The 24577-nt window shown below is 65.8% G+C and carries 18 protein-coding genes and 1 pseudogene; 11 read left to right on the plus strand and 8 right to left on the minus strand.

All coding sequences use genetic code 11. The features are described 5' to 3' along the window. Positions 1-5: 5 nt before the first annotated feature. On the minus strand, positions 6-773 hold the full coding sequence (locus NM962_21095) for a siderophore-interacting protein (GenBank protein UVO12329.1): 768 nt from the start codon (positions 771-773) through the stop codon (positions 6-8). 82 nt (positions 774-855) lie between these two features. Between NM962_21095 and NM962_21100 the strand changes: the two genes are divergently transcribed. Continuing rightward, on the plus strand, positions 856-1560 hold the full coding sequence (locus tag NM962_21100) for a M15 family metallopeptidase (GenBank protein UVO12330.1): 705 nt from the start codon (positions 856-858) through the stop codon (positions 1558-1560). A 204-nt stretch (positions 1561-1764) separates the two neighbouring features. On the opposite strand, the gene NM962_21105 is transcribed toward NM962_21100, so the two are convergent. Further along, positions 1765-3546, minus strand: a complete 1782-nt coding sequence (locus tag NM962_21105) for an ABC-F family ATP-binding cassette domain-containing protein (GenBank protein ID UVO12331.1) — start codon at positions 3544-3546, stop codon at positions 1765-1767. Between the two features lie 160 nt (positions 3547-3706). On the opposite strand from NM962_21105, the gene NM962_21110 reads away from it, so the two are divergent. Together NM962_21110 and NM962_21115 are read left to right on the plus strand one after the other, a co-directional pair. Beyond that, on the plus strand, positions 3707-6646 hold the full coding sequence (locus tag NM962_21110; protein ID UVO14874.1) for an acyl-CoA synthetase: 2940 nt from the start codon (positions 3707-3709) through the stop codon (positions 6644-6646). Then, positions 6643-6867: a Trm112 family protein gene (locus NM962_21115; GenBank protein ID UVO12332.1), complete on the plus strand. Its 225-nt coding sequence runs from the start codon at positions 6643-6645 to the stop codon at positions 6865-6867. Before NM962_21110 ends, NM962_21115 begins: the two co-directional genes overlap by 4 nt. Here the strand turns inward: NM962_21115 and NM962_21120 are convergent. The 3 genes from NM962_21120 to NM962_21130 are packed head-to-tail and all read right to left on the minus strand — an operon-like array spanning position 6833 to position 8975. Continuing rightward, positions 6833-7453 (minus strand): TetR family transcriptional regulator, encoded by a 621-nt coding sequence (locus NM962_21120; GenBank protein ID UVO12333.1) that lies wholly within the window; start codon positions 7451-7453, stop codon positions 6833-6835. The two genes, NM962_21115 and NM962_21120, sit on opposite strands and share 35 nt — an antisense overlap. After that, entirely contained in the window at positions 7453-8283 is an 831-nt protein-coding gene (locus NM962_21125) for an ABC transporter permease (GenBank protein ID UVO12334.1), read from the minus strand. Before NM962_21125 ends, NM962_21120 begins: the two co-directional genes overlap by 1 nt. After that, positions 8217-8975, minus strand: a complete 759-nt coding sequence (locus NM962_21130) for an ABC transporter ATP-binding protein (GenBank protein ID UVO12335.1) — start codon at positions 8973-8975, stop codon at positions 8217-8219. The genes NM962_21125 and NM962_21130 overlap by 67 nt, the downstream gene beginning before the upstream one ends. Positions 8976-9044: 69 nt before the next feature. Between NM962_21130 and NM962_21135 the strand changes: the two genes are divergently transcribed. From NM962_21135 to NM962_21155, 5 genes are all read left to right on the plus strand, one after another. Then, a complete protein-coding gene (locus NM962_21135; GenBank protein UVO12336.1) occupies positions 9045-9656 on the plus strand; it encodes a DNA-3-methyladenine glycosylase in 612 nt (203 codons plus the stop codon). Positions 9657-9673: 17 nt separating this feature from the next. Then, on the plus strand, positions 9674-10945 hold the full coding sequence (gene tyrS / locus NM962_21140; protein ID UVO12337.1) for a tyrosine--tRNA ligase: 1272 nt from the start codon (positions 9674-9676) through the stop codon (positions 10943-10945). Between the two features lie 909 nt (positions 10946-11854). Then, positions 11855-12064, plus strand: a complete 210-nt coding sequence (locus tag NM962_21145; GenBank protein UVO12338.1) for a hypothetical protein — start codon at positions 11855-11857, stop codon at positions 12062-12064. A 247-nt stretch (positions 12065-12311) separates the two neighbouring features. Then, positions 12312-13211: a hypothetical protein gene (locus NM962_21150; protein ID UVO12339.1), complete on the plus strand. Its 900-nt coding sequence runs from the start codon at positions 12312-12314 to the stop codon at positions 13209-13211. Positions 13212-14428: 1217 nt separating this feature from the next. Next, entirely contained in the window at positions 14429-16234 is a 1806-nt protein-coding gene (locus NM962_21155; protein ID UVO12340.1) for a hypothetical protein, read from the plus strand. Positions 16235-16401: 167 nt separating this feature from the next. On the opposite strand, the gene NM962_21160 is transcribed toward NM962_21155, so the two are convergent. Both NM962_21160 and NM962_21165 read right to left on the minus strand, forming a co-directional pair. Continuing rightward, positions 16402-16797, minus strand: coding sequence for a PIN domain-containing protein (locus NM962_21160; protein ID UVO12341.1), 396 nt, complete (start codon positions 16795-16797; stop codon positions 16402-16404). A 36-nt stretch (positions 16798-16833) separates the two neighbouring features. Further along, positions 16834-17052, minus strand: coding sequence for a hypothetical protein (locus NM962_21165; GenBank protein UVO12342.1), 219 nt, complete (start codon positions 17050-17052; stop codon positions 16834-16836). Between the two features lie 855 nt (positions 17053-17907). Between NM962_21165 and gjpA the strand changes: the two genes are divergently transcribed. Then, positions 17908-18954 carry an outer membrane porin GjpA gene (gene gjpA, locus NM962_21170; protein ID UVO12343.1) on the plus strand — a complete coding sequence of 349 codons (1047 nt, stop codon included), beginning with the start codon at positions 17908-17910 and terminating at the stop codon, positions 18952-18954. A 946-nt stretch (positions 18955-19900) separates the two neighbouring features. Here gjpA and NM962_21175 read toward each other — a convergent pair. Continuing rightward, a pseudogene (locus NM962_21175) lies at positions 19901-20101 on the minus strand (hypothetical protein). A 1908-nt stretch (positions 20102-22009) separates the two neighbouring features. Between NM962_21175 and NM962_21180 the strand changes: the two are divergent. Both NM962_21180 and NM962_21185 read left to right on the plus strand, forming a co-directional pair. After that, the gene (locus NM962_21180) at positions 22010-23794 is read left to right on the plus strand and encodes a fatty acyl-AMP ligase (protein UVO12344.1); all 1785 of its coding nucleotides are present in this window, start codon (positions 22010-22012) and stop codon (positions 23792-23794) included. A 22-nt stretch (positions 23795-23816) separates the two neighbouring features. Next, positions 23817-24326 carry a MarR family transcriptional regulator gene (locus NM962_21185; protein UVO12345.1) on the plus strand — a complete coding sequence of 170 codons (510 nt, stop codon included), beginning with the start codon at positions 23817-23819 and terminating at the stop codon, positions 24324-24326. The last annotated feature ends 251 nt before the right edge of the window (positions 24327-24577 follow it).

Below are 24577 nucleotides of genomic sequence, written 5' to 3' on the forward strand. Positions count from 1 at the left end.
CGGGTTCACTCCATGCCAGTGCGGCCGGGAGTCCAGAACGGCTTGGTACGGATTCGGCGGCGATCCCAGCCGCGTTCGTTGATCAGGATTTTTCGCAGGGTTTGGATGGTGCGGGCCTCACCGGCGAGGTAAGCGATGCCGGGGTGGTCGGGAAGGTCGAGGGCGCGCAGGGCGTCGGCGAGGACGGGGGAATCTGCGGCGCTGGCGTCACCGCGCTCGACGTGGGTCACCGACCGCGCGAGCTCAAGGTGGTCGGCCTCGGTCGCCGCTTCGACGACGCCGTACACCTCCGTGTCGGGCCGGACCGACCGCAGCATGGCGGCGAACGCGACCGAGGCCGTCTCGTCCCCGGCGAACACGTGGTAAGAAGCGTCTTGGCGGACGACGAAGTTGCCCTGCGGCCGGGTGAAATCGACGTGATCGCCGAGCGACACGGCCGTCGCCCACCGCCGGGCAGGCGTTTCGGCGTCTGGATCGAAGCTGTGTTGGCACATCACGATGTCGAGCGTTCCGGCGTCGGGATCCGCGTCGTAGATGGAATAGGTGCGCAAGGCGTCGTGGGGATGCAGTCGCAGCACCGAATCGAGTAGACCGGCGACCTGCAGACGGACATGCTGGCCCGGTGTCCAGGTCATGCCCCGCAGGCGTGGACCGGTGAAGCGGATGCGGCGCATCGTCGGCGTCAGCTGTTCGATCTCTCCGACGGTTCCGGACAGCAGTAGCGCCTCGCGCAGGGTGCTGACCAGGGGTAACGAGTCGAGGAGCGGTGCCACAGGGCCCTCCCGGGAGTCGAATGCAATTAGGTATGCCTTACCTAATCGGCGACAGTAGCAGATCTGGCGCTGCGCTAGCGTGATGTGGATCAACGGCAGCCGAAAGATCTCGACCGCGTGGCGCCTGATGGCGGCGATCGCGCTCTGCGGGCTGCTGCCACAGTGCGCCGCAGGCGCACCGCCGCCACCCACCTCGGCGCCGGCAGCAACATCGCCGCGGAACGTCGCTCCCGAGCCCGCCACGGTGGCAGGCGTCACGGCCACCGAACTCGGCCCGACCTGGCACCGCGGCTGCCCGGTCACCCCCGCGCAGCTGCGGCGGGTCACGCTGACCTACCTCGGATTCGACGATCGGCCGCACCGCGGCGAGTTGATCGTGAACCAGGAGCTGGTTGCGCAGGTCATCGCCATATTCGACCGGCTCTACCGACTGGAGTTCCCGATCGAGCGGATGCAACCGGTGGCGCACTATCGCGGCGGTGACGACGAGTTGTCGATGGAAGACAACAACACCTCGGCGTTCAATTGTCGACGCATCCCGGGCTCCGGCAATTGGGCGCTACACGCCTACGGCCGTGCCATCGACGTCAACCCGCTGCTCAATCCGATGGTCGACCATGGCAGGTTCGAGCCGCGTAACGCCAGGGTCTACCTGGATCGCCGTCGGATCGAACCGGGTCTGCTGCATGCCGGTGACGCCGCGGTTCGCGCCTTCACCGACGCCGGGTGGCGCTGGGGCGGCACCTGGAAGTCGCCGGTGGACTACCAGCATTTCGAGCGGCGCTGACGCGACAAAAATCACACCCGCCACATTGGCACCGTCGAGCGACCACGCACCGAAGTTGAAAATGGATGTCGCCGGCGATATCACCGCCGCGGCGCCGACCGACCGATAGTGCATGCGCTATCCAAATCGGCAACACCCACATGCTTCTCTCGCGTTACCGCTGAGACTCAGGTGATGAAAGCGACTATTCGGGGTTAGTCGGGGTTAGTCGAGGAGCTCCGAGAGCTCCAGCCAACGGCCCTCCTGCTCGGCCACCTCGGCCTCCAGCGCCCGCAATCCCCTGGTGAGCTCCGCCAGGCCCAGGTGATCGGCCTGGTCGTAGGCGGCCAGCTCGTGATGCTTGGCCTCGATCTGCTCGGCCAGCCGCGCCAGCCGGCGATCGACGGCGGCCAGATCCTTCTGTGCCGCACGCAGTTCCGCTCCCGACAGCGCGCTCGGGCCATCGGCGGTCGCAGCGGCCGGCCGCGACACCGGTGCACGACGGGCGTCGGCGGCCAGCTGCAAGTATTCGTCGACACCGCCCGGCAGGTGGCGCAGCCGCCCATCCAGGATCGCGTATTGGTTGTCGGTCACCCGCTCCAGCAGATACCGGTCATGGGAGACCACGATCAAAGTGCCCGGCCAGGAGTCCAACAGATCCTCGGTCGCGGTCAGCATGTCGGTGTCGACATCGTTGGTGGGCTCGTCGAGCACCAGCACGTTCGGCTCGGCGAGCAACGTGAGCATCAACTGCAGCCGCCGCCGCTGCCCGCCGGAGAGCTCACCCACCCGCGCCGACAACTGGGCGCTGCCGAACCCGAGTCGCTCCAACAGCTGCGCGGGCGTCATCTCCTTGCCATCGACCTGGTAGTCGTTGCGCAGCCGGCCCAGCACATCGGCTACACGGTCTTCGGTGAGCGTCGCCAACTCCGCCGACTGTTGGTCCAACATGCCCAGTCGCACCGTCTTGCCGCGCTTGACCCGGCCGCTGTCCGGCACCACCGTGCCGGCGATCAGACCGAGCAGGGTGGATTTCCCGGCACCGTTGGCGCCGACGATTCCGGTGCGCTCGCCTGGTCCGATCCGCCATTCGACGTCGCGCAGCACCGGTTTGCCGTCGAAGCTGACCGACACATCCAGCAGGTCGATGACGTCCTTGCCCAGCCGCGCGGTCGCCAGCTTCATCAGCTCGACTTCGTTACGCAGCGGCGGGACGTCGGCGATCAGCGCGTTGGCCGCTTCGATGCGGAACTTCGGCTTGGAGGTGCGGGCCGGCGCCCCACGTCGCAGCCAGGCCAACTCTTTGCGTAATAGGTTCTGCCGCCTGGCCTCACTGGCCGCAGCCATCCGGTCGCGCTCCACCCGCTGCAGAACGTAGGCCGCGTAGCCGCCTTCAAAGGGTGCGACGGCTCCGTCGTGCACTTCCCAGGTGGTGGTGGCCACTTCGTCGAGAAACCACCGGTCGTGGGTGACGACCAGCAGGGCGCCGGTATTGCGGGCCCAGCGCTGCTGAAGATGCCGCGCCAGCCAGGTGATCCCTTCCACATCGAGGTGGTTGGTCGGCTCGTCGAGGCAGATCACGTCCCATTCGTCGATCAGCAAGGCCGCCAACTGCACTCGTCGGCGCTGCCCGCCGGACAGCCCGGAGACGGTTGCGTCCCACGCGATGTCGGAGACCAAGCCGTCGACGACGTCACGGATTCGCGGGTTGGACGCCCATTCATGGTCGGCCTGATCACCGACCAGCGACGCCCCCAGCGTGCTGTCGGGGTCGAGGGTGTCGGCCTGGTCCAGCAATCCGACCCGCAACCCACTACGCCGGGTGACGCGGCCCGCATCCGGGGTCGCGGCGCCGGCCAACAGGCGCAGCAGCGACGATTTGCCGTCTCCATTGCGCCCGACGATGCCGATCCGGGCGCCGTCGTTCACCCCGAGGGTGACTGAGTCCAACACCACACCGGTGGGGTACCGCAGGTGTAGGGCCTCGGCTCCGAGCAGGTGTGCCACCGCTGGAACGGTACTGCCTGCCCCTCGCCGAATGGTGAACCAGCCGGACGTACGGTGCTGATGTGCCAGAATGTGCACGATATTCCGGGATCGGGCGCGAAGTAGGGGAGCAGCGGTGGATCTGAACTTGTCGGCCATTACCCGGCCGGTCGAGTGGCTGATGGCCACCGCACAGAACGGCCTGGAGGTGCTGCGCTGGGGCGGCCTGGAGACCGGGACCGTGCCGTCACCGTTCCAGATCGTTGAGAGCACCCCGATGTACAAACTGCGGCGGTATTTCCCGCCGGACAGCCGACCGGGGCAACCACAGCCCGGACCGCCGGTGCTGCTGGTGCACCCAATGATGATGTCGGCAAACATGTGGGACGTCACCCATGACGAGGGTGCGGTCGGCATTCTGCACGACGCCGGGGTGGACCCGTGGGTGATCGACTTCGGCTCACCGGACCAGATCGAAGGCGGCATGCGCCGCAATCTGGCCGACCACATCGTCGGCCTGAGCCAGGCCATCGACACCGTCGCCGAGACCACCGGGCGTGACGTGCACCTGGCCGGCTACTCCCAGGGCGGCATGTTCGCCTATCAGACCGGGGCATACCGGCATTCGAAGAACATCGCCAGCATCATCGCGTTCGGGTCGCCGGTGGACACCCTGGCCGCGCTGCCGATGGGGCTGCCGCCCAATCTGGCGTCCGGTGTCGCCGGCTTCATGGCCGACCATGTCTTCAATCGGCTCGACATCTCGGGATGGCAGGCGCGCCTGGGCTTCCAGATGATGGACCCGCTCAAGACGGCGAAGGCGCGGATGGAGTTCCTGCGCCAGCTGCACGACCGCGAGGCCCTGCTGCCGCGCGAGGCGCAGCGCCGTTTCCTGGAGTCCGAGGGCTGGATCGCCTGGTCGGGTCCGGCGATCTCGGAGCTGCTTAAGCAGTTCATCGCCCACAACCGGATGATGACCGGTGGTTTCGCCATCAATGGGCAGCTGGTCACGCTCACCGACATCACCTGCCCGGTGCTGGCATTCGTCGGTGAGGTCGATGACATCGGACAACCGGCGGCCGTCCGCGGGATCCGCCGCGCAGCTCCCGACGCCAAGGTCTTCGAATATCTGCTGCGGGCAGGCCACTTCGGCTTGGTGGTGGGTTCCAAGGCCGCCGAACTGACCTGGCCGACTGTGGCGCGCTGGGTGCTGTGGCAGTCCGGGATGGGCCCGCAGCCGGTGGGGGTGGCGTTGATGTCCGCGCAGCCGTCCGAAGGCGCCAAGCGCGGCGTCGCGATGACGTCGCGGATCGCACACGGACTGGGTGAGGCCTCCGAGGTCGCGTTGACGCTGGCGCGCGGCGCCGCGGACGCCATGGTGGCGGCGCAGAAATCGGTGCGCACCATGGCCGTTGAGACCGCGCGCACGCTGCCCCGGCTGGCCCGACTCGGCCAGATCAACGATCACACCCGAATCTCGCTGGGCCGCATCATCGATGAGCAGGCCGCCGACTCACCCGACGGCGAATTCCTGCTGTTCGACGGGCGGGTGCACACCTACGAGGCGGTCAACAGGCGCATCGACAACGTCGTCCGCGGCCTGATCGACGTCGGGGTGCGCCAAGGCGTCCACGTCGGCGTGCTGATGGCCACCCGGCCCAGCGCCCTGGTCGCGATCGCGGCGCTGTCCCGGCTGGGGGCGGTGGCCGTGCTGATGCCGACCGACGGGGACCTGCTGCCCGCGGCTCGCCTGGGCGGCATCTCCGACATCATCGTCGACCCGGAAACCCTTGAGCTGGCCGGCGCGGCCGCCCGCGAACTGGACTGCCAGGTGCTGGTGCTCGGCGGCGGTGAAGCCCGCGACCTGGACCTGCCCACCGACATCGACGTCGTCGACATGGAACAGATCGACCCGGACGCCGTCGAACTGCCCGGCTGGTACCGGCCGAACCCGGGATTCGCCCGCGACCTGGCGTTCGTGGCCTTCGGCAACGCGGCCGGCGAGCTGGTAGCCAAGCAGATCACCAACTTCCGCTGGGCGCTCTCGGCGTTCGGCACCGCGTCGACCGCGGCCCTGGGCCCCAACGACACCGTCTACTGCCTCACGCCGCTGCACCACGAGTCCGGGCTGCTGGTCAGCCTCGGCGGTGCCGTGGTCGGCGGGGCCCGCATCGCACTGTCGCGCGGCCTGAACCCGGACCGATTCGTCGCCGAGGTGCGCCAGTACGGCGTCAGCGTGGTGTCCTACACCTGGGCGATGCTCGGCGAGGTCATCGACGACCCGAACTTCGTCTTGCAGGGCAACCACCCGGTCCGGCTGTTCATCGGCTCCGGCATGCCCACCGGCCTGTGGAACCGGGTCACCGAGGTGTTCGCCCCGGCCCACGTCGTGGAGTTCTTCGCGACCAAGGACGGTCAGGCCGTGCTGGCCAACGTCTCCGGCGCCAAGGTCGGCAGCAAGGGGCGCCCGCTGCCCGGCGCGGTGGATGTAGAACTGGCCGCCTACGACTGCGATCACGACCTAATCCTGGAAGACGAGCGGGGTTTCGTGAAGATCGCCGAGAACGACGAAGTCGGTGTGCTGCTGGCCAAGCCCCGCGGACCGATCGATCCGTCCGCCTCGGTCAAGCGGGGCGTGTTCGCCCCGGCCGACACCTGGATCTCCACGGAGTTCCTGTTCCGGCGCGACGCCGACGGTGACTACTGGCTGGTCGGCGGGCGCGCATCCAGCATCCGCACCGACCGGGGCATCGCGTTCCCGGTGGTCATCACCGATGCTCTCGGTGCCGTCACCGGCGTCGATCTGGCCGTTACCTATCGGGTGCCGACCGAGGGCGCGGACCTGGTGGTGTCGGCGGTGACGGTGCAGCCGGGCGCCTCGGTCACCGCCGCCGACCTCAGCGAGGCGGTGGCCGCGCTTCCGTCCGGCGTCGGCCCCGACGTCATCCACCTGGTGCCGAATCTGTCGCTGAGCACGGTGTACCGCCCGGTGGTGGGTGCGCTGCGTGAGGCCGGGCTGCCCAAGGCCGGACGCAACGCCTGGTACTTCGATGCCACTACCCGGCAGTTCAAACGGCTGACGGCCGCGGTGCGGGCCGAACTGGCCGGTGGTCGCCCATGATCGCTCAAGACCTGTTGGACATCCTGGTCTGCCCGGCCGACCGCGGTCCGCTGCTGTTGGTGCAGCGGTCCGGTGTTGGCGCGCTGTACAACCCGCGCCTGCGTCGGGCCTACCGCATTGACGACGACATTCCGGTGTTGCTGATCGACGAGGCCGAATCCGTCAGCGACGACGAGCATGCGCTGCTCATTGCCCAAGCGGGCCCGGCAGATCCCCGGTGAGATAACGCTGCACGGTCGGGGCGATCATCGCTACGACGTCCTGCGCCGGTAGTGAGGCGATCGGCTCCAGGCCGACGATGTAGCGGGCAACCACGACACCCATCAACTGGCTTGCGGCGAACTCGGCGCGCAGCACTCCAGAGCCGGCTGGCTCGTCGATCCGCGGGGCGAGTTCGGCAATCACGATGTCCCGGAAGAAGGAGCGTGCCAGTGGCACTTCGGTTCCGGTGAGCATGGACCGCATCGCCGCGATCAGACCCGTCCCGGCGTGGGAATCCCACAGCGGTAGCAGCAGTTCGGGCAGCGTGCGTCCGAGTTGCTCGACCGGTGTCTCGCGCAGCGGGCCCAGCACCGTCATCGGGTCAATCGGCAGCTCGACCGCAGCGGCGAACAGCTGCTGCTTGGTGCCGTGGTAGTGATGCACCAGCGCCGCGTCGACGCCGGCCTGCGCCGCCACCGCACGGATGGAGGTGTTCGCGAAACCGTTGCGGGCGAACAGCTCTCGGGCCGCAGCCAGGATCTTGTCCCGGTTGTCGGAGGCGCCCGACGGGCGTCCCGGTTTACGGGTGTGCGCCACGGCGGCCATCACGGCGTCCGTCGCCGAAGTGTGACCGCTGCCAGTCCCAGCGCAGCGACCGCGAACGCCAGCACGATGACGATGTCGCGCACCGCGACACCGGTCAGTTGCGGGTGGGTACCCACCTGCTGCAGCGCTTCGAGTGCATAGCTGGCCGGCATCGCGTTGCTGACCCATTGCAGCCATTCGGGCATCGCTGCGCGCGGCACGATGATCCCGGCCAACAACAGTTGCGGCACCATCACCAGCGGAATGAACTGCACGGCCTGAAATTCGGTGCGGGCGAACGCGCTGCACAGCAGCCCCAGGCCGACACCGAGCACCGCGTTGATGATCGCGATCCCAAACACCCACGCCGGGCTGCCGACGGTGTGGAAATCCAGCAGCCAGAATGCGACGACACACGCCAGGCTGGCCTGGGCGGCCGCCGCGATCGAGAACGCCGTGCCGTAGGCGGCGAGCAGGTCGACCCGGCGCAACGGGGTGGTCAGGATGCGCTCAAGGGTTCCCGACGCGCGTTCGCGCTGCATGGTGATCGCGGTGATGACGAACATCAGGAACAGCGGGAACAGGCCCAGCAGGATCAAGCACGCGGCGGTGAACGGCGACGGGGTACCCGGCGGATGTGCGGCGCCCGCGAACATGAAATACATCAGCGTGATGACCAGGCTGGGCACCGCCAAGATCATCGCGACACTGCGGTGGTCACCGGCGAGCTGACGCAGGATCCGCAACGTGGTTGCCGCGAAGGGCCGCAACTGCGGGAATCCGGTCACCCGGCTCGGGGCGCGGTGGTGCGCCGGATGATGGACAGGAACGCTTCCTCCATCGATCGACATCCGGTCTCCTCTCGCAGTCGTCTCGGGGTGGTGCGCGCCAGCAGCCAGCCCTCGCGCATCAGCAGCAGATCGCCGCAGTGGTCGGCCTCGTCCATCACATGACTGGACACCAGCAACGTGGTGCCGCGCCGGGCCAGCGCCGAGAACTGCTGCCAGAGTTCGGCGCGCAGCACCGGGTCCAGGCCGATCGTCGGCTCGTCGAGCACCAGCAGGTCCGGCCGACCGACCAGGGCGCAGGCCAACGAGACCCGGGCGCGTTGCCCACCGGACAGGTTGGCGCAGTAGTCGCCGCGGTGCTTGGGCAGGTCCACCGCCTCGATCGCGTCGTCCGCATCGCGGCTGTCGACCCCGGCGAGTGCGGCGAAGTACCGCACGTTGTCGATCACCCGCAGGTCGTCGTAGATGGTGGCCTGCTGGGGCATGTAGCCGACCCGATGGCGAAGCACGGGGGAGCCGGCCGGGTGGCCCAGCACCTCGACTCGGCCGTCGGTGATGAGCTGCGTGCCCACGATGCAGCGCATCAGGGTGGTCTTTCCGCAGCCAGACGGCCCGAGCAGGCCCGTGATGGTGCCCGGGGCGATCTGCACCGACAGGTCGTGCAACACCGGCCGCTTACCGCGCACCACCCGCAGGTGATCGATCGCGACCGCCGGACCCGACGCGGAGAATTCATCACGCGATGAAATCATCATGTGATGAATAATCTGCTCGGCGCGACGCCCTGTCAAGGGTGTTGAGGCCTCAGGGCAGAATCTCCCAGCGTGAGTGCTGCCCGGCTTGCCGTGGATCCGCTTGCGGCTGCCCAGCGGTTGCTCGGCGCCACTCTCACCTGCCGCGGCGTTGACGCGACGATCGTCGAAGTGGAGGCCTACGGCGGGGTGCCGAACGGCCCCTGGCCGGACCCGGCGGCGCATTCCTACCGGGGCCCCACCGCACGCAACGCCGTGATGTTCGGCCCGCCCGGGCATCTGTACACCTACCGCAGCTACGGCATGCACATCTGCGCCAACGTGGTCTGCGGCCCGGACGGTACGGCCGCCGCGGTGCTGCTGCGGGCGGCCGTGATCGACGCGGGGGAGTTGCTGGTCCGGGCCCGCCGCGGTGACGCTGTGCCGGGGATGGCGTTGGCCCGCGGCCCGGGCAATCTCTGCTCCGCATTGGGAATCACCATGGAAGACAACGGAACCGACTTGTTCGACCCTGGCAGTCCGGTGCACCTGAGGCTCGGCGGGACGCTGCCGGCGCAGGCCGGTCCGCGGGTCGGCGTCAGCCAGGCCGCCGACCGACCGTGGCGGCTGTGGGCGCCCGGGATGCCCGAGGTTTCGGCCTACCGACGCAGCCCGCGGGCACCGGCGCCGGGCGCCTCGGACTGATCCGGGAAAATCAACCCATGCCGACGACGATTCTCGACGAGCTGACCTGGCGCGGGCTGATCGCCCAGTCGACTGACCTGGACGCCCTGACCACCGACGTGACGGACGGGCCGATCACGGTCTACGCCGGATTCGACCCGACCGCGCCCAGCCTGCACGCCGGAAACCTGGTGCCGCTGCTGGCGTTGCGCCGATTCCAGCGGGCCGGACACCGGCCCATCGTGCTGGCCGGCGGTGCCACCGGTCTCATCGGCGACCCTCGCGACAGCGGCGAACGCACCCTGAACACCGCCGATACCGTGGCCGAGTGGTCCGAGCGGATCCGTGGGCAGCTGGAGCGCTTCGTCGACTTCGACGACGGCCCGACCGGCGCCGTGGTGGTGAACAACCTGGACTGGACCGCGCCGTTGTCGGCAGTGGAATTCCTGCGCGACGTGGGCAAACACTTCTCGGTCAACGTGATGCTCGACCGTGACACCATTCGGCGCCGCCTCGATGAGGGCATTTCCTACACCGAGTTCAGCTACATGCTCCTGCAGGCCAACGACTACGTGCAGCTGCATCAGCGGTACGGCTGTTCGCTGCAGATCGGCGGCTCGGATCAGTGGGGCAACATCATCGCCGGGGTTCGGCTGGTGCGACAGAAACTGGGCGCGATCGTGCACGCGTTGACCGTGCCATTGGTCACCGCCGCCGACGGCACCAAGTTCGGCAAGTCCACCGGCGGCGGCAGCCTGTGGCTGGATCCCGAGATGACCAGCCCGTACGCCTGGTACCAGTACTTTTTCAACACCGCCGACGCTGACGTGATCCGCTACCTGCGTTGGTTCACCTTCCTGTCGGCCGAGGAGCTGGCCGCGCTGGAGGAAGCGACCGCGGAGCGCCCGCACGAACGCGCCGCCCAACGCGCATTGGCGCGGGAGTTCACCACCCTGGTGCACGGGGAGGCGGCGACCGAGGCGGTGGAGTTAGCCAGCCAGGCGCTGTTCGGTCGGGGTGAACTGACTCGATTGGACGAATCCACCCTGACGGCGGCGTTGCAGGAGACCTCGGTCGCGCAGCTGGCGCCCGGAACCGCAGACACCATTGTCGACCTTTTGGTCGCCACCGGCCTGTCGGCAAGTCGGGGCGCGGCCCGGCGCACTATCGGCGAGGGCGGCGTCTCGGTGAACAATGTCCGCGTCGACAGCGAGGAATGGACACCGCAGCCCGACAATTTCTTGCATGGGCGGTGGTTGGTGCTGCGCCGCGGAAAGCGCAATGTGGCTGGTATCGAGAGGGTCCAGTGAGGGTCTAGCGACGCGCTCGTCAGCACAGGTTGATCTTGAAAAATCGTCCTGACCAGCGGATTTGACTCTTAGATTCCCCTCGCGTAACTTTATCCACGTCGCAGGGAGCGCCGGAAACGGAAGCCCCGAAGACGCCCCGGAGAGATTCGAGAGAATCGCGACGGATTCTGACTGTCCGCACTGCCTGCAAGCGGTTAAACACCGCGGGTAGGCTGCGCGCTCAGTCGGGCGTGTTGTTTGAGAACTCAATAGTGTGTTTGGTGGTTTTTGTTTGTTGTTGTTTTTGCCATGCCTTCGGCGCCCCGTGTTGGGGGTGTGGTGTTTTTTTGATGTCAGTTGTCGGAGACACCCCGACAGAACAGGAGGACACCCCCGCGGCACTGACCGCCTGAACCACCAACTCGAAGAATCACACGACGACGTCGTACACCACGCCCGTGGACTTGACCATACTCCGGTGCATCCAATCCGACACGTCCGGTGCTGGAAGTGATGTTCAGGATGACAAGCTTGGCTTGTGCTTCGGCGCTGGCCGCTCGTTCTCGCTTTCGTTCGCGACGGTCTTTCGTCGCGATGTATAAGGCAGCGACCGCGGCACCAATCGATCCGAATGCCGCGAGCGCATTGATGACGAGCCCCCAGTCAATCGAGCACATCCTGCGGAGACTAGCCCGACTCGGCCGGTGCCAACTGCCAATTCCAACTACCGGGCGGGGGACCTATGCGGACCCAAAGTCGGTGCTTGTCGGGCGTCAGGCCGTGCCAGCAGAATGGAACAGGCAACGCCGCGCCCACGACGGTTAATGCGGCGAAGGACGGCTCGGTGCCGCCGCGGATGCCTCCGCCATGGGCGGGCATCGGTGCTGGCTTCGGCGGTAGCGGCGGAGTGTGCGCGAACAGGCTCTCCGCATGACCATCTACAACGAGCACCTTGTTCCCCCGCCAGGCCGCCGCTCTGCTGCAGCGCGAATCATCGAGTGCACATCGCCGGATACGGCGGCACCGCCAGTCTGCCGAAATACCTTGGTGGACATACTGTTATCGATTACGTCCGAGCAGAATTCGGACCACGAGTTCGACGGCTTCCTGCCCACCGGCGCCGAAAAAACCAAGCCTTGACGCAAAGTGCCGAAGATGGGAGCAACTGATGACGGGCGGCGTGACGGTAGCGCGAACTTCCGGCGCCCGGCAAGCCTCCGCGAACGATGCGTATAGGCGATCCCCACATCGCGGTGCGGAGTTGCTCCGTCACTCTCACCCTCAGGCGAGCGGTCGCCCACTGAACGAGCATGTCGAACGTCTTCGACCCAGCCAGCGGATCGTCGACTACCGTCGTCTTGTCTTGCTATGTGATTAGGAGAATCCCGTGACGAGCGGCGTTGACCTGCCCATCGATCCGCGGGGAGTTCTTCTCATTGAACCGGATTCGGGAGACCCAAACGCGGTGTCGATGGAGCAGCTGACGATCCTGTCGGTCGAGGACTACTCCCGGTATCGGCAGGCCTACCGGGTGATCAACAACATCGCTGTTGGCGGCGTCTTCACGTACTTTCTTCTGTCTGCAAGCGACCTCCGCGCCAGAATTGCGGCTGCGAACCGAGGTTTTTTAGACCGCCGATTCGCGCCGCAGACGGGCCCAGTGGGCGCCCAACGCTGGGCGGGCAGTCTGCGTGCAGCTGTCTTATCGCTTGCGTCTGCTCTGACGTATCACCAAGAACAGATCTACCAACTGGCCAGCGAGCTACATTCGGACTGTCAGCAAGTCCATGCGGCCATCAAAGGCGTGTTCGGAAATCTTTACGAGACGAATCGCGGGTACCGCCTCTTGTACACGCTGAGGAATCTGATGACGCACCACACCATGGAAGTCGTGGCGTTAACAGCGCGCGTCCTCTTGGTGAAGGACCGTGTGGAATCCCGATTCAGGTTGAGAATCGACCGGGGAGTCGCGCTTCAATCGAATAGGCTCAAGGCAGCAGTAACGAGAGAGTTCCAGGAGATGCTGCACGACCCCGACATTGTTGATCTGCTCGATGAAGTCGGGCCTGCTCTGTCCAGCGCGAACCGGCAGCTTTACGAAATTCTCTATCCTGATCTGGGTTTGCACTGCGGGGCCGTCATGGAGTTCGAATCACTTTTTCAGGGGAGGATCGGTACTCGAGCGTTGGTCAGAAACTGGGATCCTGATGTGCCTGAAGAACAGCCTTCATACACTGCCTGGGCACCCGAAATCTTCGATTTCGCTGCGCGCTATTTGGTTGGTTGAGAATGGCTCCGCGTATTCGATCGAAGCGATGCTGGATGAGGGACTGTCAGATAGACGGTGGATCCGACGTCCATGCAAGTGGATCGTCGGTCTGGCTTCTTGCGCGACGCCAATCACCATTCATGCCATGGTATTCCGTTGCCGTTCGATCGTTCGCCCAGTGTTAATCCGTGACAGAACCCACCGTCGATAAATACCTCCGCAAGTCGAGTTTTGTGATCGAGTACCGATTGCTCACCGATGTCTAAGCGTGCCGGGGGTTTCGGCCACAGCCGGGTTACAAGTTTGTGGTGTTCGAAGGGATGTTCCAAATCGTGGAGCGGATGGTAGACGAGCTGGAACCACGCTACGCGCCCGTCTGCGAGACCGAACCCCATGGTCCTTGTCCGTCCGCATCCGCCCAAACCATCGGCTCGGGTTGTACGACGTAGGAGTACGTTTTCGAAAGGTGGATCGGGAAGTCCTGGCTTATAGGGTTCGGTGACAGCCAACCAGAGTGACGTATCTGTCGGGATAACACCCGCCTTAAGCGAATCGAGAACTGCGCGTGGATAGTTATTCCACGGTCTGTTACGGTCCCTCTCGGCGCGCGCTGAAAAGGCCGTGTGATTTGCACTGGGATGGGAGGTCAATGCGAGCGTCTTGATCAACCAACGAGCAGTGCTAGACACCGCGTCCTGATCTTCGATCGGCCGCATATCACGCAACAGTTGACGGAGGGGGCCTTTCGCGGTCTTCTCGAAACGTCTGTCGAGGTCGCCATTGCACCTTCGGCAGCACGGGAGTATGACTCGCCACATCTTCAAGCTGGTCGATAGGCGGCCTGCGCGCGTCCGAAGTGGTTCGTTGTTGATTCGCATCGTGAATGGACCGGTGTCGTCCCAAAGCCTGAGGAACCAGTTGGGTAAGACATGTTCTGGGGAGTCCGGGGTGCCGCCACAGAACACGCACCGTTCACGCACCGCAACAACGTTACGGATCTGACCGGTCATGGGTAACGCCTTAACCGCATAAGGCCACCCACGACAGGCCCACCCACGACAACGACCGTGAGCGGCCCCATAGGTCGACCTACCTTTGCCACACCGACCGCTTCAGGCCCGGCGAAATGATTACCGATGGCGTGTCAGCTCGGACGCGCCGCAACCACGTGGTTGAGTCGGGCTGGGGCGTAGGACCCTCGACCGAATGCGGTCGCTCCGGGGAAGGTGATAGACATGGCGCGCGTCGAGTGGACACGCCAGGAAGGCGACGACATCGAAGCCGTCGTCGGCATGTTCATCTGCCGCGACTTCCCCAACGCGGTTCGCGTCCGACCCAGTCAAGGCGATGGTGGCGTCGACATCTTCGTTCCGGGCCCCGAAGGCTTCGCCAAGCAACGCGCTGTCTACCAGGTCAAGAAGTTCCACTCCAACTTGACCAGCAGCCAGAAACGCAAGATCACCAGGTCGTTTGAAAACGTGGTCGCGGCCAGCAATAAAGAGGGTTGGGAGATCACCGAGTGGCATCTCGTCATGCCACTTGATCTCACCGACCACAACCTCGCCAATTGGCTTAAAGAACTCACCGCCGCTGCCGAGTTTCCCTGTGAAACTCACGGTCTTTTGTACTGCGATACCAAAGCTGCTCAATACCCCAAGGTCGTCGACTACTACATGCGCGACGGCAAGGAACGCCTTCAGGCGGCCGTGGACAACCTGACCGCGATCATCGCTCGCCGCGTTGATCGCCAACGGAATGAGCCCCTCGTGGCCACGGACGTTATGGCTGACCTTGCATCGATCTACAACGCGCTCAACGACCACGACCCCTTCTACCGGTACGAGTTCGGCGTCTCGGACAGTCCTCCGGCGCAAAACCGCTCATCGGGAGAGCCTGGCCTCGTCGCCGTGCACGCGATACGACACGACTCGGTGTGGATCGCGATCAAGATCTTCGCGCTGTCGCTCGAATCTCTGCGAGAGCGTCCTGTCGGTGGTCAGCTCCAGTTCTCTGTTCCAGAGGACGACGACGAACTGCGAGAGCAATTTCAGAAGTTCATCGACTACGGAGCGCCGCTGACAATGCCGCCGGGTACCGTCAGTGGCTCGCTTGATCTTCCTGGCGGCCTTGGTGGGGAGTTTCGGGGGGCCAGCCTTCAGGTGGTTGCAGCGCCCGAGGGTGGACACGCAGACACTGCCGAACTGATCGTTGCAATCGTCGAACCAGATTCTGACACGGTCATCGCGAGCACAACGATCAGGCGAATCGAGCAGTCCGCCGGCCAGGCTGGCGTCCGCAGCGTATTCGCCGACCAGGCCGCCCTTTTCACCCTGGAGATGCTGGTGCAGGCAGGTCGCCTCGACGGAACCATGAAACTCGACGTCGAGTACAACCTCGAGGGGCGCAGGCCCGGCCAGCTCATTGACAGCTTGAAAGTCTTGTCCGCGTGGCAATCTCCGAACCGCCTTGCGTTTGCGCCTACCTACGGCCCCAGGGACTACGGCGTCGTTGCCACTATTCCCACCGACCGAGCCGAGAACTCCGGACGCTGGGCACAGATTTGCGAAGCACTCGCCCAGCTTCAAGATCACGTTTCGGTGTTGCTCAAGATGCCTGCGGAAATATCCCAAGACGAGGCGCTGGACATCATTTTCGCTGCGAAACTTGTGTCAGGCCAAGCTGTCTCGGTGTCGAAGTCAGGGCCGTTCACTGTCTATCACGAAGGCAATCCGCCTCAGATCGCACGCTACGCCGCCCGTATGTACGAATTTATCGTAATTAGGGCCATCACAATTTCACTGGCTGGTCAGGAGATCGTGGTGGGCAAGGAAGCCTTGTTCTTCCCCGGGCGATACACCGAAATCGAGGACGGTTACTCCACCATCGAGCCGCTAAGCGACGGTGTGAGCATCCGTTACACCGGGGAACTCGAAGTCACCCGAGTGCTCTCGCGGTTCGCGCAGGTACCGGTTAGCATCGAGGACCCTGCGGGTGGCCAAGCCGTAGCGAAAGATCGATGCGATCCACTACCGGGTGCCTGAGGTAGCCGAAGTGGTTGATCCCGCGTCCGACGCGTCGATTTGAGCTGTAACCGTGTCCGGGGGGACTAGCCCACATGCCATACGCGTTACCGAGATCGCTGCTGGCCATGACCAGCTCGGTTGAGCGGCGGGGACGGATATCCCGCGGATCAGGTGGGGACGGCGGATCAGGTGGGGACGATGGTGAACGCCGGCACATGGCGAGGCCGGACATTGTCGAAGTCCCTGCGGTTCACAGTGGCAATCGTGGTAATACCCAGGCGTTCGGCGACGGCTACCAGCGAGGCGTCGGTGCCGCCCAGTCGTCGATCGGCGTATTGGCGGACGAGCTCGGACATCCGCCGCAGGTCGGCGTCAGTAAGGTCCACCGGGCGGAATTGGCATGTGGGCTCGCTGCCGACCGAATCGAGGAACTGTGCCTCGGCGATCGGACCGCCGAACCGGTCGATGAGGTAGCACGCCTCGGCAAGAACGGTGATCGGAAGGGCCAACTGGTCAGTCTGCTGCTCCAACCAGCGACGGCAGAGTTTATGTGCTGTGTCGGAGCGATCCGCCAGCGCCACGATGACGTTGGTGTCTACCAGAATCACGACGGCCGGTCAGCGGCCAAAGCCGTCGGCAAGCAGCTCGTCCACCCGCTGGGAGAGGTTGTGGCGTCCACTGTCGAAGCTCCCGACGAACCCAGGCAGCGGTCGGCGACCGGCGTCAGCGCCGACAGGATGGGACTGCGCAATCGGCTCGACTGCGAGTAGTGCACGCTCGGCCTGCTCGTCGTCCATAGCGTCGACAAGCAGGTGCAGCCGCTCGCGGGTGGTCATGGACTCATTGTGCCAGGCAACCCCGACATGCGATGCGTTTGTTGGTGCCCACTGCGTCGCCGCTGACTGCGAGTCCACGATTGTCGGCTGCTGCCCAGATGTCGGGTGTCGGGTTCTGGACCTCTCTGACTACGACGTTCATCCGCGAACCGCGATGGGAATCCCCTCAAATCCTTTGCCCGTGCGATCAGATGTCGGCCAGTCTCTGCTGCACCCCGACGAGGCGGCCCGTCCGGGAGCGCCGCTACAAGGAGCCGTGGATCAGCTCATCGATCCAGCTAACCGATAGATCTCCAGAATCGATTTAGCGCCAAGCCGTTCGGTGAATCGTAGCGAACGATAACTTCCGCGCGGAACGTGTTCTAGAAACACAGACCCAGCCTTTCCTGTTTGAACTACCGTGGTAGCCAATTGTGTTTGCCAGTCCGTCCGGGAGTCCGGTATGGCCAGCGTGTCTGATGATCCTGGCCAGTTGCGGAGGGCCAAACCGTCACGGCGAATTAAGAAAACACCATGGAGAAGTTGGAGGCGCTCAGCTTTACTTGCCTTCACCTTGAGTTCGCTCGGGCCGATACCCATCCGAGGAGGCATTGTGCACTTGGAACGCGGAACTATCGCCGGCCCCACCGCGGCCTCGGCAGCACTCAAGTCGCCCATGACGTTCAGCGCATCCACCCACCGCAGCGAAGGGACAACATCCATGGCTTCTCAGCACGACACCCGCGTACTCGCGCAACAGTGCGCTCCCAAGCGGGGGGGGGGGGGCGTCTCCCTGCCTAACTAAGCTTCGCCCCCTCGCAACTGCCGGCGCCGTTCTCTTGGGCGCTGGTCTTGTCGTATTTACCCCCCCCGAGTTTGGGGCATCTGCCTGGGCTCCCCACTCTTCGTGAGGTAACTCTCACCGCTGGCGACACCCTGCCGGATCTCCTAGCGCCGTGGATCGACCAGCTCAACACCGCGTCCGCTGACGCCACGACCCTGCTCAACAACTTCTTCCTGGCGCCCGGCGTGGGGTTGCAGCAGTTCCTCGCCAACCAATCCAACTTCTGGCAGCAGGTGCTCGACGACCCGTCGAACATCACCGCCGTGACCAACCAGGTCCAGGAGAACCTGGTGGCGTTGTTGACGGGTTACGGGCTGCAGAACGCCAGCTCCGCCACCACCACCACGGTGCTTCAGCACACCCTCCAGGGCGGAATCGTCGGCGGTCATGCTGTTCTCTTCGGACAGATTCCCGGTTACCTGCCCGCTGATCAGGTTGCAACACTGACGCCGATTATCGATTTCCTGGGGTCACCGGCCAGCGGCATCATTATGGGTGCGCTGGGCCCCGCGATCAGCCCCTGGATCGCGTTGCTGAACAGCGTCACCGACGGTGACGATTTCAACACCACGCTCGCCAATATGGTCGGCGCCTACTTCAACGGTGCCACCCTCAATCTGGACAGCCTGCTCCCGGCGATCAACGGTGCGGGGGTGTTCCCCACGGGCATGACCATGGATCATCTCGACTTCGCGTTTGGTGGGCTGCTTAGTCCCGGTGGCGTGACGGTCGGCCCCTATGGGGTGGATGGCACCGACGTCGCTGTACCGGCTGTCGGCGGCTCGATCTTCAACAGCGTCGGCCTGCACTTCAGCGGCGTTCCCGTCATTGGCAATCTCGACGCTCCCAGCCAGGCCATCGGCCCGATCGGAGCCTGGGAGGCCCTCGGGCAAACGATTGGCGCGCTGCTCGGTTCGGGCTGGACCGGCTATGGCGCGGTCGACGTGTCACCCCCTGCGCTCGGGATTGAGCTGCCCACCATTCCTAGTGACTTCTTTGACGACGGCGGCGTCTCCGGCTCGCTCGCCGCCGACTCGGTCAGCTGGTTACAAGACCTCATGACGGGATTGTTCGGCTGATCTACCCGGCAACCGCACCCCAGGCCTCAATCACCAACAGAAACTGTCTCACAGGAGAGGTATTCGCAATGAGTCGTCGTCACACCAATAGTCGGCAAGGCCGTCACGCTACGACCGGGGGGCAGCACCGTCACCGGATGATCGGTGCCGCAAGTGCGGTCGGTGCGTTTGTGGCCTTTGGGATGACGCCGCTGGCGTCCTTGCCGCCGGCACAAGCCGACGAACTCGACTGGCTGTCGGACCTGTTTGATCCCTCGACGTGGCTGACGGTCGATCCGACCAATGCGGTGTCGACGGGGTCCGACCTCAGTCAGTGGTTTGATCCCTCCGCGTGGGAGGCATTGCTGTCCGGCGCGGGCGAGCCTGGGACGCAGGCACTTTCGCTGGGTTTCGAGCCGCTGGCTGCCGATGCCACGTCCTTCGATCTGTCGCAGTTCTTCGATCAGTGGATCTACACCCCAATCCACACTGGCATTGAGGACTGGATTAACAGCCCCTTCGGTGAATCCATCGACAATGCCATCAACCAGTGGGCCGGCCTCTATCTGATCGGTGACGGGGCCGCCGGAACCGCCGACAGCCCCGACGGTGGTGACGGTGGATTGTGGTTCGGCGACGGCGGAGCGGGCTACAACGCCAGTGGTGCCCCGGGTGTCGATGGTGGTGAGGGCGGCGCCGCCCTCGGCTGGATCGGTAATGGTGGAGCCGGTGGTGACGGTGGCGCTGGCGCCGACGGTGGTGCCGGCGGCGCGGGGGGCACCGTCATGGGTGATGGCGGGATCGGCGGAGCCGGCGGCGTGGGTGTCGATGCTGGTGACAGCGGCGGCAATGGCGGTGACGGTGGTGCCGCGGTGGCCTGGCTGTTCGGTAACGGTGGGGCCGGCGGAGCCGGTGCTGACGGGGTCAACGGAGCCGCTGGCAGCTTCGTGGGCGCCGGCACCGGCCTCGGTGGTGCCGGCGGTAGCGGTGGCAACGGAGGTGAAGGCGGCAGGAGTGGGTTCCTTCTCGGCGACGGCGGAAACGGCGGAGTCGCTGGCACCGCCGGTAGCGGCGGCACCGGCGCCACCGGCACGGCTGGCGATCTCAATGGTGGTAGCGGCGGAGCTGGCGGTGCTGGCGGTGTCGGCGGTCTTGGTGGAACCAAGTTGTACGGCTCTTTCGGGCAGGCGGGCCAGGACGCGGATGGCGCTGACGGTGGCGCAGGCGGCGCAGGTGGCGACGCCTACCAAGTCGATGGCGTCTTCCAGGGCAATGGCGGTGCAGGCGGCAGCGGCGGTGCGGCGGGTGATGGCAACATCGGTGGCAATGGTGGTGCCGGCGGTTCCGGCGGTGACGGCGTCAACGGTGGTGCTGGGCTGGGCGGTGGAGCCGGTGGGGACTCCCTGGGGGCCAATACCGGTGGTGCCGGCGGTGCGGGCGGTGATGGCGGCGCCGCCACCGGCAGCCAAACCAGTAGTGGCATTGGCGGCATCGGCGGCAAGGGCGGTGCTGGTGGCGCGAGTGTCAGCGGCAGCGGCAGCGGCGGCGCCGGCGGCCAAGGTGGCAATGGCGGCGACGGCGCCATTGCCGACAACACTGTCCAGACCACCGGCGGCTCCGGTGGAATGGGTGGTACGGGCGGGGCCGGTGTCGGCGGCGGCGCCGCTGGTAACGGCGGAGATGGCGGTACCGGCACCTACCACGGCGGCAACGGCGGTAGCGGCGGTGTGGGTGGCCGCAGCAGCGGGAGTGGAGCCGGTGCCGCGGGCGGCGACGGCGGCGACGGCGGCGACGCTACCGGTTGGGATGATACGAACGGTACCCACCTTCCCGCCGGAACCATCTTTAGCCAGGGCGGCAATGGCGGCACCGGTGGCACCGGGGGCGGTGGCCTGAACGGGGTCACCGGTGACGGCGGTACCGGGGGCGACGGCGGCGCTGGCGCTGATCACGGTGTCAGCGTGGGCGGTAATGGCGGTAACGGTGGCGGCAGTGGTGGTCTCGCGCTCGGCGGGACAGGCACAGCGGGTAACGGCGGTGCAGGTGGTACCGGCGGTAACGGTACAGCGTCGGGCGGCAACGGCGGCGCCGGTGGTGCCGGCGCGTTGTGGCAAGGCCTGGGACCGTCTGGCAACGGCGGCGCCGGCGGTGATGGCGGCAACAGCGGCGGCGTCGCGACCCCAACCAACAACCTCGGGATCGGTCCCAGCCACGCCGGCAACGGCGGCGCCGGAGGTAGCGGTGGTCAAAATCTCAGCAATGGTGCTAGTGGCAACGGCGGAGACGGCGGTAACGGAGGCTCCGGAGCTGGAGGTGTTGACGGTGGTCACGGCGGCAACGGAGGCGGAGCTGGCAGCAATCTCGCCAGCACGGGTGCTGCCGGCGGTAGCGGCGGCGACGGGGGGCAAGGCGGCGCGGCGACAGGCACGGGTAACGGTGGCGCTGGCGGCAACGGCGGTGTTGGCGCTGGTGCTGGACGGGGTGCGGTTGGCGCTAAATCCGCCACCGCGGCAGGCGGTGACGGCGGTACCGGCGGTGCCGGCGGCACGGGTGGCCAAGGCGGTGCCGGGGGAACTGCGAACACCGGCGACGGCGGTGAAGGCGGTAAAGGCGGTAACGGGGGCCGTGGAGGCGCTGGCGGCGCCGGGGGTGCGGGCGGCGCCGACAGTAACGGCAATGGCCTTGACGGCGGAAACGGTGGTGACGCCGGCACCGGCGGCACCGGCGGGGCGGGCGGCGCGGGCGGCACCAGCACGGGCGGTGGCAGCCAAGGTGCCGGTGGTAATGGCGGCGCCGGTGGTAACGGCGGAATTGGCGGCAAGGGAGGTAACGCCGGCACTCCGAGCGGCAGCGGGACCACCGGACAACCCGGTGCCGGCGGGGCTGGTGGGACCGGTGGCAACGGTGGCGGCGCGGGCCCCGGCAGTCCCGCCGGCCAGCCCGGAAGCGCCGGCAATACCGGGGCCGACGGCCAGCCTGGCTCGTAGGCACGCGAAGGTCGGCTGAGGTCGTCGGGTCCATCGTTGGCCCGACGACCGAGGCCGTTGCGCAAGGGGTCGGAATGTGTGGGGACATCATGCCTACTGCGGACACTTTGGTGGAGTTATTGCGTCAGCAGGCCGCCCGGTTGGGGGAGAAAGCCGCATTTAGCTTTTCCCATCACGGCGATGGACATGATGGCCGTCAGCTGACATATCGGGAGCTGGATACCCGGGCGCGAGCCATCGGGGCACAGCTGCAGCGGTTGGATGCGGCCGGCTCGCCGGTGTTGGTGATATATGGCCCTGGATTAGACGGCATTGCAGGTATTTTCGGCTGCTTGTACGCCGGTGCCGTTGCGGTGCCGGTTCCTGAGCAGGTCGGGTCGCGGCTGGCGTCGGTGATCGCTGAGGTGGGGACGGGCTTCGCAGTGGCACCTCCGAGTATGCCTGCCAGCATCCGGTTGGTGGCAGACGCTACGGCCACCCGCGCCAGTGGGGAACCCCTGCTGTGGTGTGGCACCGAGGACGGCGACGCCGCCGCTTGGGTGGCGCCGGATGTCGACGCCGACAGCATCGCGTTGATTCAGTATTCGGCGGGCTCGACGCTTTTTTCGAAGGGTGTGGTGCTGACCCACGAGAACGTGATGATCGACCTGGAGGCCATCGGCGCGGCAGGTTTGGGAGATCAGCGCGATGTGGCGGTGTCGTGGTTGCCGACGCATCAGGCGCCGGGTCTGATTGGCGGGTTGTTGGCGACGATCTACCTCGGCGCCACCACCGTACAGATGTCGCCGTCGGCATTCATCCAGAGGCCGATGCGTTGGCTGGAAGCGATTTCCCGATGGCGGGCCACGATAACCCTGGCCCCGGACTACGCCTACCGGTTGTGCGTGCAGCGCAGCACCCCCGCACAGCGTGCGGCACTGGATCTGTCGAGTCTGTCCGCCGCGGCAATTGCGGGGAGTGAGCCGACACGGGCTGCAACGATGGAAGCGTTCGCGCGGACTTTCGCCCCGGCGGGATTTCAGCGCGAAGCGTTCATGCCGGTGTATGGACTGGCGGAGGCTACCTGGCTGGTCTCCGGTGGTTCCGAATCCGAAGGGTCGGTGGTCTGCCACGTCGATCGTGATGGACTGAGCTCTGGTTGGATCGCTGAGGCCCGCCCGGACGACCCTGCCGCGGTTGCGATAGTGGGGTGCGGGCGCCCGCGCCAGCCGGTAGTGGTCGTCGACCCCGAGACCCGGCTGGAGTGTGGGCCGGATGAAGTCGGGGAAATCTGGATCGCTGGTTCCGCTGTCGCCCGGGGTTATTGGAACGCGTCTGCCCAAAGTGACTACCTCTTCGAGGCATTCCTCGCCGACGGTGGCGGGGGACCGTTTCTGCGCACCGGTGACATCGGCTTCTTGCGGGGTGAGGAGTTGTTTCTCACCGGGCGATGTAAGGACCTGGTGGTCGTGCGCGGGGTGCACTATTACCCCCAGGAGCTTGAGGCGACCGTGGCGGACTGCCATGCGGCGTTGCTGACCGGGCGTGGTGCAGTGTTCGCCGATGAATCCGAGGAACTGGTGGTCGTGCACGAGGTCAGCTGTTCCATCGGTGGGGCCGAACTGGCGCTGCTGGTGCAGCGGATCCAGTCCGCACTCGCTGAAAGTTATGGAATCCAAGCGGTTTCGATCGTTCTAGTGGAGGCGATGCGGATCCCCACCGCTCCTGACGGTGCGATTCGGCGTGACGCGTGTCGCTGTCAGTTCCTGGACGGTGACATCGGCCCTTTGGCGCAATGGCGCGTAGACGGACCCGGCGCCAAACCGCGGGAAGCCAACGTGGTCGAACTCACCGCGGGGGCGCGTGCCCGAGGGCAACGAGTATCCCGCTCGTGATCCAGGGGAGGCGGATCGCGTGATGGCAGGTTTCGTCCCCGGTCGAGCCGCGCGTAGTGAACCCGGACTGGATCTGGCCGAACAGAAATCGTGGCAGAACTACTTGGCGACGGTGTTGCGCATGACCACTGTGCTCAACCGCCAGTTGACCGATCTTCACCAGTTGACACTGGCCGATGTGCAGCTGCTGGAGATCCTGGGCGACGCGGCGTCGGGCAGTGTTCGGATGGGTGATCTGGCCGGCGCGTTGGCACTGTTGCCGAGCCGATTGACCAGACAGGTCCGGCGACTCGAGGTCCGGGGCTTGGTGCTGCGAGCGGTGAACCCGCAGGACCGCCGATGCGTTGTGGTCACCATCACCGACATGGGGCGAAACTTGTTAGGGCAGGCCATGGTCACCTACGCGAATGCGGTACGGGTCTATTTCCTTGCGCCGTTGAGCCGCCCACAGGTCGGGGTTATGGCGGTTTCCTGTCGGCAAATCGGAGATGCGCTGAAACGTCGTGGGCGACCAGGACCAGCCCGACCCTGACTGAGTCGCAGTCCTTCGACCGGGGCGAGCCCACGCACCAGAAGCCCGGGCATGCTTCGCGCGGGTTCAGGTGTTCCTGGTCCGCGAACTTTCCTGGGAGGATGGGGTATTTCAGTTCGGCTGGACTGTCGCCGGTCCGGCCATGATGCACGTCCCGACGTGGACCGGTCGGTCTCTCAGGTCACTTTGGCAGAAATGGCAAGTCTGTTGGTCCCAGTCGGAACACGGCCTGCGCCGCTCCGCGCCTCCGG

Origin of the sequence: Mycobacterium sp. SVM_VP21, from assembly GCA_024758765.1 — a bacterium.
GTDB lineage: Bacteria > Actinomycetota > Actinomycetes > Mycobacteriales > Mycobacteriaceae > Mycobacterium > Mycobacterium heraklionense_C.

What these genes read in the sequence shown, in the direction of transcription:
- NM962_21100 (UVO12330.1), top strand. Translation starts at nt 856, where the DNA reads ATGTGGATCAACGGCAGCCGAAAGATCTCGACCGCGTGGCGCCTGATG.
- NM962_21110 (UVO14874.1), top strand. Translation starts at nt 3,707, where the DNA reads ATGGCCACCGCACAGAACGGCCTGGAGGTGCTGCGCTGGGGCGGCCTG.
- NM962_21115 (UVO12332.1), top strand. Translation starts at nt 6,643, where the DNA reads ATGATCGCTCAAGACCTGTTGGACATCCTGGTCTGCCCGGCCGACCGC.
- NM962_21120 (UVO12333.1), bottom strand. Translation starts at nt 7,453, where the DNA reads ATGGCCGCCGTGGCGCACACCCGTAAACCGGGACGCCCGTCGGGCGCC.
- NM962_21125 (UVO12334.1), bottom strand. Translation starts at nt 8,283, where the DNA reads ATGTCGATCGATGGAGGAAGCGTTCCTGTCCATCATCCGGCGCACCAC.
- NM962_21130 (UVO12335.1), bottom strand. Translation starts at nt 8,975, where the DNA reads ATGATGATTTCATCGCGTGATGAATTCTCCGCGTCGGGTCCGGCGGTC.
- tyrS (UVO12337.1), top strand. Translation starts at nt 9,674, where the DNA reads ATGCCGACGACGATTCTCGACGAGCTGACCTGGCGCGGGCTGATCGCC.
- NM962_21145 (UVO12338.1), top strand. Translation starts at nt 11,855, where the DNA reads ATGACCATCTACAACGAGCACCTTGTTCCCCCGCCAGGCCGCCGCTCT.
- NM962_21155 (UVO12340.1), top strand. Translation starts at nt 14,429, where the DNA reads ATGGCGCGCGTCGAGTGGACACGCCAGGAAGGCGACGACATCGAAGCC.
- NM962_21165 (UVO12342.1), bottom strand. Translation starts at nt 17,052, where the DNA reads ATGACCACCCGCGAGCGGCTGCACCTGCTTGTCGACGCTATGGACGAC.
- NM962_21180 (UVO12344.1), top strand. Translation starts at nt 22,010, where the DNA reads ATGCCTACTGCGGACACTTTGGTGGAGTTATTGCGTCAGCAGGCCGCC.
- NM962_21185 (UVO12345.1), top strand. Translation starts at nt 23,817, where the DNA reads ATGGCAGGTTTCGTCCCCGGTCGAGCCGCGCGTAGTGAACCCGGACTG.